The following is a 15,509-nucleotide window of genomic DNA, read 5'->3' as shown; positions in this document are numbered from 1 at the left end:
GAAAGCCTCCCGCGCATGACTCTGGCCTGAATTGCCGGAGAGGCGGATCAGCTAGGCTCTGGGCGTGAGTGAAACGCCTTCTGGCGGGGTGGATCCGCGGCAGCGTGACGCTGACGCGGAGGTGGTCATCCCGTTGGAGCCGATCGTCAGTGAGTCCTCCGATCCGGCCGAGTCCGATGCCGGTGCGCGTACCGGTCGTCGGCGTGTCCAGCTCTCGTCGAAGTTGCAGGCAGCCAACCGTCGGGCCGATGTGGTCGGGGCTTTGCGCAAGGCGCGGGCGCAGTTGCCCGGTGACCCGGCCTTCGGTGATCCGCTGTCGGTGTCGGGCCCCGGTGGCGCTCGCGCGGTGGCCAGGGCCGCGGACAAGATCGCCGGGGGTGCGCCGACCGCGGTCAGGGAGATCGGTTTCGGGGCGTTGCAGGTGTGGCAGGCCGCGTTGGAGCGGGTGGGGCGTGGTCGCGGCACCGAGGAGGTGACCATCGTGTTCACCGATCTGGTGGCGTTCTCGAACTGGTCGCTGTCGGCGGGTGACGAACGCACGCTGGAGCTGTTGCGCAAGGTCGCCCAGGCCATCGAGCCGCCGATCGCCGAGCGTGGCGGTCAGGTGGTCAAACGGATGGGTGACGGACTGATGGCGGTGTTCTCCTCGCCCGATCGCGCGGTGCGTGCCGCGGTGGCGGCGCGCCGCAATCTGGCCGGGGTGGAGGTGGCGGGGTACCAGCCGCGGATGCGGGTGGGCCTGCACACCGGTTCACCGCGCGAGATCGGTGGCGACTGGCTGGGGGTGGATGTCAATATCGCCGCGCGGATGATGGAGGCGGGTGGCAACGGCAACACCATGCTGTCGAGTACCACCTTGGCCGCGTTGCGCCCGGAGACTCTCGACGAGCTCGGCGCCACCGTCAAGCCGTACAAGCGCAACTTCTTCGCCGCCCCGCTCAGTGGCGTCCCGGAGGACGTCCGCATCTTCAAGCTGCGCGCGGACCGTTCCTGACCTGTCGCGGCCCGCGCGCAGCCGTTATTCCAGCCACAGCGCGCCGCCGAGTCCGGCGAGTACGGCGGCCACGATCAGCGCGATCGACATCGCCCGGTTGTTCTTCCAGGTCGTGTAGGCCCCGCCGAGCAGGAATCCGGCGAGGGCGAAGAGCAGGACGGCAGACATGGGTCCATCTTGCCTGGTGGATTGCTCGCAATTAACAAGCACGCGTGCTTGCTTTTTTTCTGAGGCGATGTGATCCTGGTGCCATGAGTGCACTCTCCGCTGACCCGGACCTGATCCGGATCGGGAATTGTTCCGGTTTCTACGGTGACCGGCTCAGCGCCATGCGCGAAATGCTCGAAGGTGGGCAGCTCGACGTGCTCACCGGCGACTATCTCGCCGAGCTCACCATGCTGATCCTGGGCCGGGACCGGATGAAGGACCCCGGCCTCGGCTACGCCAAGACCTTCGTGAAGCAGATCAAGGAGTGCCTGGGCCTCGCGCTCGAGCAGAACGTCCAGATCGTCACCAACGCGGGCGGCCTGAACCCCGCCGGGCTGGCCGAGCGTCTGCGCGAGGTCGCCGCCGAACTCGGGCTCGATGCCCGGATCGCCCACGTCGAAGGTGACGACCTGGTCGGCCGGGCCGCCGAGCTCGACCTCGGCCAGCCGCTCACCGCCAACGCCTACCTCGGCAGCTGGGGCATCGTCGAGTGCCTGAACTCCGGCGCCGACATCGTCGTCACCGGCCGGGTCACCGACGCCTCGGTGATCGTCGGCCCCGCCGCCGCCCACTTCGGCTGGGGCCGGACCGACTACGACGAGCTGGCCGGCGCGGTGGTGGCCGGGCACGTGATCGAGTGCAGCACCCAGGCCACCGGCGGCAACTTCGCCTTCTTCACCGAACTCGGCGACATCGGCCGCCCCGGCTTCCCGATCGCCGAGATCCGCCGCGACGGTTCCTGCGTGATCACCAAGCACGACGGCACCGGTGGCGCGGTCACGGTCGACACCGTGCGAGCCCAGCTCATGTACGAAATCCAGAGCGCGCGCTACGCCGGGCCCGACGTCACCACCCGCCTCGACAGCATCGCCGTGCGCCAGGAGGGCAAGGACCGCGTCCTGATCAGCGGCGTCACCGGGGAAGCGCCGCCGCCGCAGCTGAAAGTCTCGCTCAACACCCTCGGTGGTTTCCGCAACGAGATGTCGTTCATCCTCACCGGGCTCGAGATCGAGGCCAAGGCCGAACTGGCGCAACGTCAGCTGGAGTCCTGGCTCCCGGTGCGCCCCGCCGAGCTGAACTGGACCCTGGCGCGGCTGGACCGCCCCGATGCCGACACCGAGGAGCAGGCCAGCGCCATCCTGCGGTGTGTGGTGCGCGACCCCGACCCGAACAAGGTGGGTCGCGCATTCTCCAGCGTCGCAGTGGAATTGGCACTGGCGAGCTATCCGGGCGCCAGCTTCACGGCGCTGCCGGGAAACGGTTCGCCCTACGGTGTCTTCACGCCCGGCTTCGTCGACGCGCACGAGGTGCCACACGTCGCGGTGCTCGCCGACGGCACTCGCGTGGACATCGAACCCGCTGCCGAAACCCGTGTCCTGGAACCGGTCCCGGAACCCGAGCTGCCTGCCCCACCGGTACCGGGCGAAACCCGTCGCGTGCCGCTCGGCACGATCGCGCTGGCACGCAGCGGTGACAAGGGCGGCGACGCCAACATCGGTGTCTGGGTACGCACCGACGACCAGTGGCGCTGGCTCGTGCACACCCTCACCGTCGAGAAGGTGCGGGAACTGCTGCCCGAGACGGCCGAACTCACCCTCACCCGCCACGTGCTGCCCAATCTGCGCGCGGTCAACTTCATCATTTCCGGCCTGCTCGGCAAGGGCGTCGCCTACCAGGCGCGTTTCGACCCGCAGGCCAAGGGGCTCGGCGAATGGCTGCGCTCTCGCCACATCGATATACCGACGGAGCTGCTCGCATGACGTCTGTTTGGGACACGCCGGAACGTAAAGAGCTGCGCGCCACCGTGCGCCGGTTCGTGGAACGCGACATCCTGCCCGACCTCGATTCCTGGGAACGCGGCGGTGAACTGCCGCGCGAACTGCACAAGAAGGCGGGTGAACTCGGCCTGCTCGGCATCGAGTACCCGGAATCGGCCGGCGGCGAAGGTGGCGACGCCATCGATTCGGTGATCGTCGGCGAGGAGATCCATCTCGCCGGTGCCTCCGGTGGCCTGTGGGCCTCACTGTTCACCTGCGGAATCGCGTTGCCGCACATGATCGCCTCGGGCAACCAGGCCCAGATCGACCAGTGGGCGAAGCCGACGCTGCGCGGTGACCTGATCGGTTCGCTCGCCATCACCGAACCCGGCGGCGGCTCCGATGTCGGCCACCTCACCACCTCGGCGGTGCGCGACGGTGACGACTTCATCATCAACGGCGCCAAGACCTTCATCACCTCGGGTTGCCGCGCCGACTTCGTGGTCACCGCGGTGCGCACCGGTGGACCGGGTGCCGCGGGCGTCTCGCTGATCCTGGTGCCGACCGATACCCCCGGCTTCACCGTCAGCCGCAAGCTGGAGAAGATGGGCTGGCTGGCCTCCGACACCGCCGAACTGTCCTATGTGGACGTGCGGGTGCCCGCATCGAACCTGGTCGGCGCCGAGAACAGTGGTTTCGCGCAGATCGCGGCCGCGTTCGTGAGCGAGCGGGTGGGGCTGGCCGTGCAGGCGTACTCGCTGGCCCAGCGCGCCCTCGACCTCACCGTGCAGTGGTGCCGTGATCGCGAGACCTTCGGGCGTCCGCTGATCAGCCGCCAGCAGGTGCAGATGACCCTCACCGACATGGCCCAGCGCGTGGACATCTCGCGCACCTACACCCGTGCGCTGGTCGAGCGCTACGCCGCCGGTGACGAGAATCTGATCGCCCAGGTGTGCTTTGCCAAGAACAACGCCGTCGAGACCGCCGAATGGGTGGCCAACCAGGCCGTGCAGTTGCACGGCGGCATGGGCTACATGCGTGAATCCGAGGTGGAGCGCATCTACCGCGATGTGCGCATCATCGGCATCGGTGGCGGCACCAACGAGATCCTGACCATGCTGGCGTCGAAAGTATTGGGGTACCAGGCATGACGACTTTCCGTTCCATTCTCGACACGGCGTCGCCGGAGTACTCCGCGGCCGCCGAGGCGATGTCGGTCAAACTCACCGAGGTCGAGACCGAGTTCGCCAAGGCGATCGCCGGTGGCGGCCCCGACAAGGTGGCGCGTCATCACAAGCGCGGCAAGCTGACCGCGCGCGAGCGCATCGAACTGCTGCTCGACGAGGACTCGCCGTTCCTCGAGCTGTGCCCGCTCGCGGCGTGGGGCAGTGACTTCCAGGTCGGCGCCTCGACGATCGCCGGGATCGGCATCGTGGAGGGTGTCGAGTGCATGGTCGTGGCCCCCGACCCCACCGTGCGCGGTGGCGCGTCGAACCCGTGGACCCTGCGCAAGCAGTTCCGGATCAACGAGATCATCCGTGAGAACCGGCTGCCGGTGATCTCGCTGGTGGAATCGGCCGGGGCCGACCTGCCGACGCAGAAGGAGGTGTTCATCCCGGGTGGCGCGATGTTCCGCGACCTCACGCAGGCTTCGGCCGCCGGAATCCCCACCATCTCACTGGTGTTCGGCAACTCGACCGCCGGCGGTGCCTACATTCCCGGCATGTCCGACTACGTCGTGATGGTCAAGGAGGGCGCGAAGGTGTTCCTCGCCGGCCCGCCGCTGGTGAAGATGGCCACCGGTGAGGACTCCGACGACGAGACCCTCGGCGGCGCCGAGATGCACGCTCGCACCTCGGGTCTGGCCGATTATCTGGCCGTCGACGAGCAGGACGCGATCCGGTTGGGCCGCAACATCATTCGTCGTCTGAACTGGAAGAAGCAGGGCCCCGAGCCGCGCGCCGAGGTGATCTCGCCACTCTACGATCCCGAGGAACTGCTCGGTATCGTGCCCTCGGACCTCAAGGTCCCGTTCGACCCGCGCGAGATCATCGCCCGCGTGGTCGACGGTTCCGACTTCGACGAGTTCAAACCGCTCTACGGTTCGAGCCTGGTCACCGGGTGGGCCGAGATCAACGGCTACCCGATCGGCATCCTGGCCAACGCGCGCGGCGTGCTGTTCTCCGAGGAATCACAGAAGGCCACCCAGTTCATCCAGTTGGCGAACAAGAAGAACACGCCACTGTTGTTCCTGCACAACACCACCGGCTACATGGTCGGCAAGGAGTACGAGCACAACGGCATCATCAAGCACGGCGCGATGATGATCAACGCGGTCGCCAACTCCAAGGTGCCCCACATCTCGCTGCTGGTCGGCGCCTCCTACGGCGCCGGGCACTACGGCATGTGCGGTCGCGCGTTCAACCCGCGTTTCCTGTTCGCCTGGCCGAGTGCGAAGTCGGCGGTGATGGGTGGCGCGCAGCTGGCCGGTGTCATCACGATCGTGCAGCGCGGCGCCGCCGAGTCCAAGGGCATGCCGTTCGACGAGGAAGCGGCCGCGGGCATCGCGGCGATGGTCGAGGCGCAGATCGAAGCCGAGGCCCTGCCGATGTTCCTGTCGGGCCGGCTCTACGACGACGGGATCATCGACCCGCGTGACACCCGCACCGTGCTGGGAATGGCGTTGTCGGCCATTCACACAGCTCCGATCAAGGGCGCCGAGGGCTTCGGCGTCTTCCGAATGTGAGGCGCGACATGACTACAGCATCGCGAAGCGATTCAGTGAGGGGCGGCGGTCGGGTGACGGGCGGGCTCGTTACGAATGTTCTTGTTGCCAACCGTGGTGAGATCGCGCGCCGGGTGTTCGCGACCTGTCGTCGCATGGGTGTCGGCACCACGGCTGTCTACTCCGATGCCGACGCCGCCGCACCGCACGTGGGCGAGGCCGATGCGGCCATCCGGCTGCCCGGTAACACCCCGGCCGAGACCTACCTGCGCGGTGAGCTGATCATCGAGGCCGCGCTCTCGGCCGGTGCCGACGCCATCCACCCGGGCTACGGATTCCTCTCCGAGAACGCGGAATTCGCGCGTGCCGTGCTCGACGCGGGTCTGGTGTGGATCGGTCCGCCGGTCGCGGCGATCGAGCAGATGGGTTCCAAGGTCGAGTCGAAGAAGATGATGGACGCCGCCGGTGTCCCCGTCCTCGCCGAACTCGATCCGGCCGAGGTCACCGAGGCGCACCTGCCGGTGCTCATCAAGGCTTCCGCCGGTGGTGGCGGTCGCGGTATGCGCGTGGTGCGCGACCTCGCCGAGCTGCGCGACCAGATCGCCGCCGCCCAGCGCGAGGCCGAGTCCGCCTTCGGCGACCCGACCGTGTTCTGCGAGCGCTACCTCGAGACCGGACGCCACATCGAGGTCCAGATCATGTCGGACACCTTCGGCAAGACCTGGGCAGTGGGCGAGCGGGAGTGCTCGATTCAGCGCCGGCACCAGAAGGTCGTCGAGGAAGCACCGTCGCCGCTGGTCGAGAAGATCGACGGTATGCGGGGTCGGTTGTTCGAGGCCGCGCGGCTGGCCGCCGAAGCCATCGGTTACGAGGGCGCCGGCACCGTCGAGTTCCTGGCCGACGAGAAGGGCGACTTCTTCTTTCTGGAGATGAACACCCGTCTGCAGGTGGAACATCCGGTCACCGAGCAGACCACCGGCCTGGACCTGGTGCGCCTGCAATTGCAGGTGGCTGCGGGTCTGCCGCTGCCCGCCACCCAGCCCGCCCTGCGCGGCCACTCCATCGAGGTGCGCCTCTACGCCGAGGACCCCGCCCAGGACTGGCAGCCGCAGAGCGGCCCGGTACACAAGATCGAGATCCCGTTCACCGCCGCGGAATTCACTGTCCTCGAGCAGACCGGCGTGCGCTTGGACACCGGTGTCGTCGACGGTTCGGTGGTCGGCGTGCACTACGACCCGATGCTGGCCAAGGTGATCTCCTACGCCGAGACCCGCGCCGAGGCGGCGCATCTGCTCGCCACGGCGTTGCAGCGCGCCAAGATCCACGGCCTGGTCACCAACCGCGACCTGCTGGTGCGAGTGCTGCGGCACCCGGCGTTCCTGGCCGGTGACACCGACACCGCGTTCTTCGCCACCCACGACCTGGCGGTGCTGTCGGCGCCGCTGGTGTCCGACAGCGACGAGGAGTTGTCGATCGTGGCTGCGGCACTGGCGGATTCGGCGCTGAACCACACCGCCAACCGGTTCACCCGGTTGGCGCCCAGCGGCTGGCGCAACCTGGCCTCGCAGCCGCAACGCAAGTCCTACGAGAGCCGCACCAGCGGCACCCACGAGGTGTGTTACCGCTTCACCCGCACCGGGATCGAAGTCGAGGGCCATGAGGGCCTGGAACTGATCTCGGTGTCGCCCGAGCGCGTCGTGCTGGCCGTGCCGGGTGAGCGCGGTCCGGTGCGCCGTCAGTTCGAGATCGCCCGCTACGGCGACCACATCGCCGTCGATTCCCCGCTCGGCCCGGTGTCGGCGCGCAGGCTGCCGCGCTTCACCGACCCGTCGCAGCAGGTAGCGGCCGGGTCGTTGCTCGCGCCGATGCCCGGCAGCGTCATCCGTCTCGGCGCCGCCGAAGGCGACCACGTGCGACACGGGCAGCCGATCCTGTGGCTCGAGGCGATGAAGATGGAACACACCATCGCCGCCCCGGCCACCGGCGTCCTCAGCGCACTCAACGTGACTGTCGGCCAGCAGGTCGAGGTCGGAACCATCCTTGCCGTCGTCGAGGAAGAAGAGCAGGAGCAGACATCGTGAGCTTCATCGAAACCGAAGAGCAGCAGGCACTGCGCGCGGCGGTCGCCTCGCTGGCGGCCAAGTACAACTACCGCGACTACGTGCGACCCAAGGTGGCCGAGAACGAGCCGCTCACCGAACTCTGGGCCGAAGCGGGCAAGCTCGGCTTCATCGGCGTGAACCTGCCCGAGGAGTACGGCGGCGGTGGCGCGGGCATCTATGAGCTCTCACTGGTGCTCGAAGAGCTCGCCACCCAGGGTGCGGGGCTGCTGCTGATGGTCGTCTCCCCGGCCATCTGCGGCACCATCATCGCCAAGTACGGCACCGACGAGCAGAAGCAGACGTGGCTGCCCGGCCTCGCCGACGGCACCAAGATCATGGCCTTCGGCATCACCGAACCCGATGCCGGTTCCAACTCGCACAACATCACCACCACCGCCCGCCGCGACGGCAGCGACTGGATCCTCAACGGCCGCAAGATCTTCATCTCCGGCGTCGACCAGGCCGACGCGGTGCTGATCGTCTCGCGCACCGAGGACCACAAGACCGGCAAACTCAAGCCCGCGCTGTTCATCGTCCCGACCGACGCCCCCGGCTTCAACAAAACGGTCCAGGACATGGACTTCTCCGAGCCCGACCGGCAGTTCACCCTGTTCCTCGACGACGTGCGCCTGCCCGCCGACGCGCTGGTCGGCGCCGAGGACGCGGCCCTGGCCCAGCTGTTCGCCGGCCTGAACCCCGAGCGCATCATGGGCTCGGCGATGGGGATCGGGCTGGGGCGCTACGCCATCGATCGCGCGGTGGAGTACGCCAAGGAACGCCAGGTCTGGAAGTCGGTCATCGGTGCGCACCAGGGTATTTCGCATCCGCTGGCGCAGGTGAAGATCGAGCTCGAGCTGGCTCGGCTGATGATGCAGAAGGCCGCGGTGCTCTACGACGCGGGCGATGAGTTCGGTGCTGCCGAGGCCGCGAACATGGCCAAGTACGCGGGTGCCGAGGCTTCCATCAAGGCGCTGGACCAGTCGATTCAGACCCATGGTGGTTCGGGGTTGACCGGTGAGGTCGGGCTCGCGGGGATGCTGGGGGCTGCGCGCATCATGCGGGTTGCGCCGGTGAGCCGGGAGATGATTCTGAACTTCGTGGCGCAGCATTCGTTGGGGCTGCCCAAGTCTTATTGATGGGTGCCTACGCCACGGCGCCTGATCGTCGGCCCGGCCGCGAACCGCCGCTTCGCGGCGGACCCTCCTCGAGGTCGGGTTGTGCGGGGCTGGGAGTGCGGTGGGTGGTGGACTCGGTGCTATTGGACAGGAGTTGTTTTCTATGAGTGATTCGACTGATGTGGCCTATGTGCGGTACGAGGTTGTCGACGGGTTCGCCAGGCTGACCTTCGATTCGCCGCATAATCGGAACGCCTTGTCGTCCAAGCTGGTTCGGGAGCTGCTGGCCGGGTTCGATGCGGCGGCTGCGGATCCGGCGGTGCGGGGCATCGTGCTCGCCCACACCGGCGACACCTTCTGCGCCGGTGCTGATCTCAAGGAGGCCAGTACCGCTGATCCGGCGGTGGCCGCCGACCAGCGCACTCGCGTGATGATCGACGTGCTGCGCGGCATCCTCACCTCACCGAAGCCGGTGATCGCCCAGATCGACGGCAATGTGCGGGCCGGTGGCATGGGCATCATCGGTGCCTGTGACCTCGTGGTCGCGGGGCCGGGCAGCAGTTTCGCGCTCACCGAGGTGCGCATCGGGATGGCGCCGTTCATGATCTCGCTCACCCTGGTGCCACGGCTGGACCAGCGAGCCGCGAGCCGCTACTTCCTCACCGGCGAGAAGTTCGGCGCCGCGACGGCGCGGGAGATCGGGCTGGTCACCGTCGCGGCGGCCGACGCCGCGGACGAGGTGAAACGCCTGTGTGGCGAGCTGCGCAAGGGGTCGCCGCAGGGGCTGGCCGAGTCCAAGAAGCTGGTCAACGCCACCCTGCTGGCCGACTTCGACGCCCGCGTCGAGGAGCTCGCCCAGCGTTCGGGCAGCTTCTTCGGCACCCCCGAAGTGATCGAGGGCATGACGGCCTTCTTCCAGAAGCGCCCACCCAGCTGGGCACAATAGGCCCATGGCGACACCCCACGAACCCAAGCAGGACCGCAGCCGGGTCACCCGGCAGCGGCTGCTCGAGGCAACCATCGACTGCCTGGCCGAAACCGGCTGGGCAGCCGCCACGGTGTCGGTGGTCGCCGAACGGGCGGGGGTGTCGCGCGGGGCCGCCCAGCACCATTTCCCGACCCGCGAGGACCTGATCACCGCCGCGCTCGAGTACATGTTCGAGTTCCGGATGGACCAGGCCAAGGCCGAAGCCGAGATGGTCAGCGCGGTCGCGCAGGGGCTGGGGCGCACCCGCGCGGTGGTCTCGGCGCTGGTCGAGTCCTACACTTCGCCGTTCTTCAAGGCCGCGCTCCAGGTCTGGACACACGCGGCGGCCGACCCGGCCCTGCGCGAACGCGTCCTGCCGCTGGAGGCCCACTTCGGCCGTGTCTCCCACCGCCGTGCCGTCGAGGCGCTCGGCGTCGACGACTCCGACCCGGTCGCCCACCACCTGGTGCAGGCCACCCTGGACCTGGCGCGTGGGCTCGGCCTGGCCGACGTCCTCACCGACGACTCCGCGCGCCGCAAACTGATCGTCGACCAGTGGGCCGCCACCTTGCACAGCGCCCTCGACATCGCTCACTGACGTTCGGTCACCAGGTCATTCCTGGATGCGCCGCACCCGCAGCACGCTGTCGGCCCGCTCGCCTTCCACACCATCGGGGCTGGTCGACGCGGTGTAGATCAGTTCCGACGTTTCGACCTGCCACTGCTGCGGTGCGAGGTCGAGCTGCTCGAGCACCTGTTCGATGGTCGGGAACACGTGATCGTGCATTTCGCTGGGCGCCCAGGTCGGCGCGGCGGCGTGCGCGCCGATCACCAGCACCCCACCCGGTGCGACGGCGTTCGCCGCGCGGCGCAGGATCTGGGCCCGCTCGTCGGGCCGTTCCACCGGCGAGTGCAGGAACTGGGCGGACACCAGGTCGAAGGTGCCATCGGGGAAGCTCTGCTGTAGGTCGTGGCGCTCCCAATCGATGCGTACCCCGGCCTCGGCGGCGTGCCGCGCGCCGCGTTCCATCGCCGTCGCCGACACGTCGACCGCGGTCACCCGCCATCCGCGCTGGGCGAGCCAGATCGCGTCGCCGCCCTCACCGCAGCCGAGGTCCAGCGCGGTGCCCGGGGTGAGCTCTGATACCTCGCGAACCAGGATCGGATTCACCTTGCCGGTCCAGATCTGTTCGCGTTCGCGGTAGAAGTCTTCCCAGAATTCTTCCGGGTTCTGTGCGGTCTCGTGCATCGACACTCCAGGTGGATAGTGGTGATCAGCTGATTCGATGGTCCCCATGCCCGCCGAAGCGGGCAACAAATATTGCCGCTACAGCAAAGGCGGCCGGCGCGGGCGCCCTTTCCTCGCCCACCGCACCGAGGAGCGAGTGGCCGAACGGGCGCGGCCCGCCGATGTCCGGCCGCGAGCGACGCGGATCGCGACCGGGCGCCCATGAGCACCCGGTCAGTCGCTACCGAACCGGCGGCGGCGGGGCCCGCGCACACCCTGGCGCCGGCCGCCAGAGATACTGCCTAGGTGACGCGCGTGTATCGGAAGGCCGACGGGGTGCCGGAGCGGCGCGTCGACGCGCGGACCGAGCGCTGGCGTGAGCACCGGGTGCAGGTGCGCATCGAATTCGTCGACGCCGCCTTCCGCGCGCTGGACAAGTTCGGTCCCGACGTGAGCATGGGCGATATCGCCAAGGAAGCCGGTGCCGCCAAACCCAAGCTGTACCGGCATTTCGAGGACAAGACCGACCTCTACAACTCGATCGTCGACCGAGTGCGCGACATGCTGTGGGAGCGGTTGCTCGGCGGGGTGAATCTCACCGACGATTCGGTCGCCGAACTGGTGCACCGCGCGGCCGCCGAATATGTGGCGGTGGTGACCGAACACCCCAACGTCTTCCGGTTCATGCTGCACAGCCATTTCAGTCAGCAGGCTCGCGAGACCGAACGCGCCCTGGTGGCGGCCCGGCAGGCGGCGCGGCGTGCGGCCGAATTCTTCGCCGGCCTGCTGCCGAGCGAGCACACCGAGCCGATCGATGTGGCCGGCATCGAACTGGTGAACTATTCGATCTTCGGTGCGGTGGCCTCGGCTACGGATTGGTGGCTGGGCGCGAACCAGCGTGAGGTGTCGGTGATGTCGGTCGAGCGGTTCGTCGACTATCTGGCCGAGAGCATTTCGGCCTTGGCGCAGGCACACGCACGGTTCAACGGCGTCCGCATCGACACCGCGCGGCCACTGCGCGACGCCTTCGGCATCGACTAGGTTCGCGCGCTCAACCGCCACAGCGGGGAAACCGGCCCGTGCCCCGCGCCGAGGTCATAGGAGGCGGCCAGGCAGCGGTAGGTCCACTCCTTGGCGAAGGCGACCGCGTCGGGTACTTCGTAGCCGTTGGCGAGGGCGCAGGTGATGGCCGCGGCGAGTGTGTCGCCGCCGCCGTGGTCGTTGCCGGTGGCGATGCGCGGCGCGGTGAACTCGCGGAAGGTGTCGCCGTCGTAGAGCAGGTCGGTGCTGTGTTCGGAGGTCCGCAGGTGCCCGCCCTTCACGATCGCCCACTGTGCGCCGAGGGCGTGCAGCGCCTCGGCGGACTTGCGGGCGGTCGCGTCGTCGACGACTTCGATGCCGGTGATGAGCCGGACCTCGTCGAGATTGGGGGTGAGGACGGTGGCCAACGGGATGAGGGTGGAGCGCACCGCGTCGAGCGCCGAGGCATGCAGCAGTGGGTCACCGTGCATGGAGGCGGCGACCGGGTCGACCACCAGGGGGATGCTGCCGTCGCGTCCGATGCCGACCTCGCGGCACACCGCGGCCACCGATTCGATGATCGTGGTGGAGGCGAGCATGCCGGTCTTGGCGGCGCCGATGCCGATATCGCGCACCACCACCCGCACCTGGTCGGCCACCACCTGCGGCGGGATTTCGTGAAAGCCGGTGACGCCCACCGTGTTCTGCACCGTCACCGCGGCGACCGCGACGCACGCGTGCACGCCGCACATCGCCATGGTGCGTGAATCGGCCTGGATGCCGGCCCCGCCGCCGGAGTCGGTGCCCGCGATGGTGAGTGCGCGGACGGGGGTCTGGCCATCGGGGGTGAGCGGCAACATCTTCACACTCCAACCCTACGGCGGGCGACCTGCTTTCCGACCCCCACCCGAAGTAACGTAAATGAAAACCATTATCATTAACTGGTGACCACCACACCAGCACCAGCCCGCCTGCCCGTCACCGTTCTGTCCGGTTTCCTCGGTGCCGGAAAGACCACCCTGCTCAACCACATCCTCGCCAACCGCGAAGGTCGCCGCGTCGCGGTGATCGTCAACGACATGAGCGAGGTGAACATCGACGCCGCCCTGGTCGCGGGGCAAGGGCACCTCGATCGCACCGAGGAGAAACTGGTCGAACTCACCAACGGCTGCATCTGCTGCACGCTGCGCGAGGACCTGATCGAAGCCGTCGCCCGGCTCGCCCGCGCGGGTCGCTTCGACCAGTTGGTGATCGAGTCGACCGGAATCTCCGAGCCCATGCCGGTGGCCGCCACCTTCGACTGGGAGTTCGAGGACGGCTTCAGCCTCGGCGAACTGGCCCGTCTCGACACCATGGTGACCGTCGTCGACGCCGCCACCTTCCTTGCCGAACTCGTCCGTGGACAGGGGCTCGCGGAGCGCGATCTGGAAGCGGGCGAAGGTGATTCGCGCACGATCGCGGATCTGCTGGTCGACCAGGTGGAATTCGCCGACGTGCTGTTGATCAACAAGACCGACCTGGTCAGCGCCAATGCCGCCGCCACCGTGGAGGCCACGGTGCGCCGGCTCAATCCACGCGCCCACGTGCTGCGCACCGCGAAGGGCGTCGTCGAGCTGAGCGAGGTACTGGCCACCGGCCGCTACAACCCGGTGGCGGCGGCCGAAACCGAAGGCTGGGCCGAGGAATTGGCCGGCGGGCACACTCCGGAGACCGAGGAATACGGGATCAGCAGCCTCACCTTCACCGCCGACCGCCCGTTCCATCCGCAACGCCTGGCCGACGCGCTGTCGCAGCTGCGCGGAATGTTGCGCAGCAAGGGCTTCTGCTGGATCGCCAGCCGTCCCGAACTCGCCGCGATCTGGTCGCAGGCCGGACCGAACCTCACCTTCGAACCGGGCGCGTGGTGGTCGGAGCTCGAGGTCGCGGCCGGTCAGGAACTCGTGTTCATCGGGGTGCGCCTGGACGCGCCCGCCGTCCGGCGCGCGCTCGGCGCCGCCCTGCTCACCGACGCGGAATTCGCCGCGGGGGCGCCGACGTGGAGGAGCTACCCGGACCCCTTCCCCGCCTGGGGTGAGCTGCACGAACATCACTGATCGCGCTTTTCGGCAAGCGTACGGCGCTGGGCTGGTGCATGATTCGAAAGGGCTGCGGCCCACGCGCCGATGAGGGGAGCGTGGGCCGTGGCGCCGAAGCGAGTCAGCCGAGACCGGCGAAGAACCGCCGGATGTCGCCGATGAGCACCTGCGGTGCTTCGTGCGCGGCGTAGTGGCCGCCCGCGTCGTTCGCGCTGCCCTCGCCGGTGCCGGTGCCATAGGAGTTCCAGCTGACGATATTGCGGTGATCGCGCTCGGCGAAGCGGCGGATCGACTGGAAGTCGCCCGCGAACATGGCCAGCCCGGTCGGCACGGTGGTCGGCTCGGTGGGATTTTCGGCGGTGTGGGCGTCCTCGTAGTAGAAGCGCAGCGAGGAACCGGCGGTGCCGGTGAGCCAGTAGAGCGCCACATTGGCGATCACGAAACGCGGGTCCAGCGTTTCACCGAACAGTTGCGCGTTCCACCCGAGCAGGCCGATGGGTGAGTCGGCCAGCGCGTAGGCCAGGGTCTGCGGCTGCTGGCTGTGCAGGGTGTTGAACGCCATCTTGTTCTCGTGGAACCACTGCAGATGCTGCAGGGCGGCCAGATCGGTTTCCGAGAGCCCCTCGAACTCGGCCGGGTCACCGGAGGGGAAGGAGAACAGCTGGGTGACGTGCACACCGATCACCTGGTCGGGCGCGATCCGCCCTACCTCCGGCGAAACCATCGAACCGGCGTCGTTGCCGATGGCGCCGTAACGCTGGTAGCCCAACCGCGACATCAGCTCCACCCAGGCGCGAGCGATGCGGTAGCGATTCCAGCCGGTGCTGCGCGTGGGGCCGGAGAAGCCGAACCCCGGCAGCGACGGGATGACCACGTGGAAGGCGGGCGCCTCCGGCGATTCCGGCTCGGTGAGCGGCCCGATTACGTCGAGGTATTCCAGGACCGAGCCGGGCCAGCCGTGGGTGAGGATCACCGGCGTGGCGTCGGGGCGCGAGGAGCGTACGTGCAGGAAGTGGATGGCCTCGCCGTCGATCTCGGTGGTGAACTGCGGGTAGGCGTTCAGCTCGGCTTCCACCGCGCGCCAGTCGAATTCTTCCAGCCAGTACTCGGCGAGACCGCGCACCCGGTCGCCGGGCACGCCGTAGGCGTCGCCGACGCCGGCCAGTTCGTCCGGGTAGAGCGCGTTGCGCAGCCGGGCCTCGAGATCGTCGAGCCGGGCCTGGGGGACAGCGATGGTGAACGGCGTGACGGTCATGTCTCGTCCTCTTTCTGAAACGGAATGCTTCGTTCTGTTCAAACCGTAACAGAACGGATCATTC

The 15,509-nt window shown here is 68.2% G+C and carries 14 protein-coding genes; 10 read left to right on the top strand and 4 right to left on the bottom strand.

Annotated features, from left to right (window positions below; translation table 11 throughout):
- Positions 1-223: 223 nt before the first annotated feature.
- A complete protein-coding gene (locus ACFO5K_RS17975) occupies positions 224-994 on the top strand; it encodes an adenylate/guanylate cyclase domain-containing protein (protein WP_378563946.1) in 771 nt (256 codons plus the stop codon).
- Positions 995-1,018: 24 nt separating this feature from the next.
- Here the strand turns inward: ACFO5K_RS17975 and ACFO5K_RS17970 are convergent, their stop codons facing one another.
- Entirely contained in the window at positions 1,019-1,162 is a 144-nt protein-coding gene (locus ACFO5K_RS17970) for a hypothetical protein (protein WP_378563589.1), read from the bottom strand.
- Between the two features lie 83 nt (positions 1,163-1,245).
- Here ACFO5K_RS17970 and ACFO5K_RS17965 point away from each other — a divergent pair, with 83 nt between their 5' ends.
- The 7 genes from ACFO5K_RS17965 (at position 1,246) to ACFO5K_RS17935 (ending at position 10,465) form a co-directional block, all read left to right on the top strand.
- Complete coding sequence (locus tag ACFO5K_RS17965; protein WP_378563587.1) at positions 1,246-2,961, top strand: acyclic terpene utilization AtuA family protein; 1,716 nt, start codon at positions 1,246-1,248, stop codon at positions 2,959-2,961.
- A complete protein-coding gene (locus ACFO5K_RS17960; RefSeq protein WP_378563585.1) occupies positions 2,958-4,109 on the top strand; it encodes an acyl-CoA dehydrogenase family protein in 1,152 nt (383 codons plus the stop codon). The genes ACFO5K_RS17965 and ACFO5K_RS17960 overlap by 4 nt, the downstream gene beginning before the upstream one ends.
- Complete coding sequence (locus ACFO5K_RS17955; RefSeq protein ID WP_378563582.1) at positions 4,106-5,704, top strand: acyl-CoA carboxylase subunit beta; 1,599 nt, start codon at positions 4,106-4,108, stop codon at positions 5,702-5,704. The genes ACFO5K_RS17960 and ACFO5K_RS17955 overlap by 4 nt, the downstream gene beginning before the upstream one ends.
- Positions 5,705-5,712: 8 nt before the next feature.
- Complete coding sequence (locus ACFO5K_RS17950; RefSeq protein WP_378563580.1) at positions 5,713-7,764, top strand: acetyl/propionyl/methylcrotonyl-CoA carboxylase subunit alpha; 2,052 nt, start codon at positions 5,713-5,715, stop codon at positions 7,762-7,764.
- Entirely contained in the window at positions 7,761-8,921 is a 1,161-nt protein-coding gene (locus ACFO5K_RS17945) for an acyl-CoA dehydrogenase family protein (protein WP_378563577.1), read from the top strand. Before ACFO5K_RS17950 ends, ACFO5K_RS17945 begins: the two co-directional genes overlap by 4 nt.
- 142 nt (positions 8,922-9,063) lie before the next feature.
- Positions 9,064-9,846: an enoyl-CoA hydratase family protein gene (locus ACFO5K_RS17940; protein ID WP_378563575.1), complete on the top strand. Its 783-nt coding sequence runs from the start codon at positions 9,064-9,066 to the stop codon at positions 9,844-9,846.
- Positions 9,847-9,850: 4 nt separating this feature from the next.
- Positions 9,851-10,465 carry a TetR/AcrR family transcriptional regulator gene (locus tag ACFO5K_RS17935; protein ID WP_378563573.1) on the top strand — a complete coding sequence of 205 codons (615 nt, stop codon included), beginning with the start codon at positions 9,851-9,853 and terminating at the stop codon, positions 10,463-10,465.
- A 15-nt stretch (positions 10,466-10,480) separates the two neighbouring features.
- Here the strand turns inward: ACFO5K_RS17935 and ACFO5K_RS17930 are convergent, their stop codons facing one another.
- Positions 10,481-11,116 carry a class I SAM-dependent methyltransferase gene (locus ACFO5K_RS17930; protein WP_378563571.1) on the bottom strand — a complete coding sequence of 212 codons (636 nt, stop codon included), beginning with the start codon at positions 11,114-11,116 and terminating at the stop codon, positions 10,481-10,483.
- Between the two features lie 285 nt (positions 11,117-11,401).
- Here ACFO5K_RS17930 and ACFO5K_RS17925 point away from each other — a divergent pair, with 285 nt between their 5' ends.
- Positions 11,402-12,136, top strand: coding sequence for a TetR/AcrR family transcriptional regulator (locus ACFO5K_RS17925; RefSeq protein WP_378563568.1), 735 nt, complete (start codon positions 11,402-11,404; stop codon positions 12,134-12,136).
- Here ACFO5K_RS17925 and thiD read toward each other — a convergent pair.
- Positions 12,133-12,981: a bifunctional hydroxymethylpyrimidine kinase/phosphomethylpyrimidine kinase gene (gene thiD / locus ACFO5K_RS17920; RefSeq protein WP_378563566.1), complete on the bottom strand. Its 849-nt coding sequence runs from the start codon at positions 12,979-12,981 to the stop codon at positions 12,133-12,135. The two genes, ACFO5K_RS17925 and thiD, sit on opposite strands and share 4 nt — an antisense overlap.
- 75 nt (positions 12,982-13,056) lie before the next feature.
- Here thiD and ACFO5K_RS17915 point away from each other — a divergent pair, with 75 nt between their 5' ends.
- Complete coding sequence (locus ACFO5K_RS17915) at positions 13,057-14,208, top strand: GTP-binding protein (RefSeq protein ID WP_449289687.1); 1,152 nt, start codon at positions 13,057-13,059, stop codon at positions 14,206-14,208.
- A gap of 103 nt (positions 14,209-14,311) precedes the next feature.
- Here the strand turns inward: ACFO5K_RS17915 and ACFO5K_RS17910 are convergent, their stop codons facing one another.
- A complete protein-coding gene (locus ACFO5K_RS17910) occupies positions 14,312-15,445 on the bottom strand; it encodes an epoxide hydrolase family protein (RefSeq protein ID WP_378563560.1) in 1,134 nt (377 codons plus the stop codon).
- Between the last annotated feature and the right edge of the window lie 64 nt (positions 15,446-15,509).

Source organism: Nocardia halotolerans, assembly GCF_042650145.1.
Lineage (GTDB): Bacteria > Actinomycetota > Actinomycetes > Mycobacteriales > Mycobacteriaceae > Nocardia > Nocardia halotolerans.
The sequence above is the reverse complement of the archived record's forward strand: the minus strand, read 5'-3'. Positions and strand labels throughout refer to the sequence as shown.

Bases quoted from the DNA above. Each gene is read 5' to 3' on its own strand.
- ACFO5K_RS17940 (WP_378563575.1), top strand. From the start codon at position 9,064: ATGAGTGATTCGACTGATGTGGCCTATGTGCGGTACGAGGTTGTCGAC.
- ACFO5K_RS17930 (WP_378563571.1), bottom strand. From the start codon at position 11,116: ATGCACGAGACCGCACAGAACCCGGAAGAATTCTGGGAAGACTTCTAC.
- ACFO5K_RS17970 (WP_378563589.1), bottom strand. From the start codon at position 1,162: ATGTCTGCCGTCCTGCTCTTCGCCCTCGCCGGATTCCTGCTCGGCGGG.
- ACFO5K_RS17955 (WP_378563582.1), top strand. From the start codon at position 4,106: ATGACGACTTTCCGTTCCATTCTCGACACGGCGTCGCCGGAGTACTCC.
- ACFO5K_RS17935 (WP_378563573.1), top strand. From the start codon at position 9,851: ATGGCGACACCCCACGAACCCAAGCAGGACCGCAGCCGGGTCACCCGG.
- ACFO5K_RS17965 (WP_378563587.1), top strand. From the start codon at position 1,246: ATGAGTGCACTCTCCGCTGACCCGGACCTGATCCGGATCGGGAATTGT.
- ACFO5K_RS17950 (WP_378563580.1), top strand. From the start codon at position 5,713: ATGACTACAGCATCGCGAAGCGATTCAGTGAGGGGCGGCGGTCGGGTG.
- ACFO5K_RS17960 (WP_378563585.1), top strand. From the start codon at position 2,958: ATGACGTCTGTTTGGGACACGCCGGAACGTAAAGAGCTGCGCGCCACC.
- ACFO5K_RS17910 (WP_378563560.1), bottom strand. From the start codon at position 15,445: ATGACCGTCACGCCGTTCACCATCGCTGTCCCCCAGGCCCGGCTCGAC.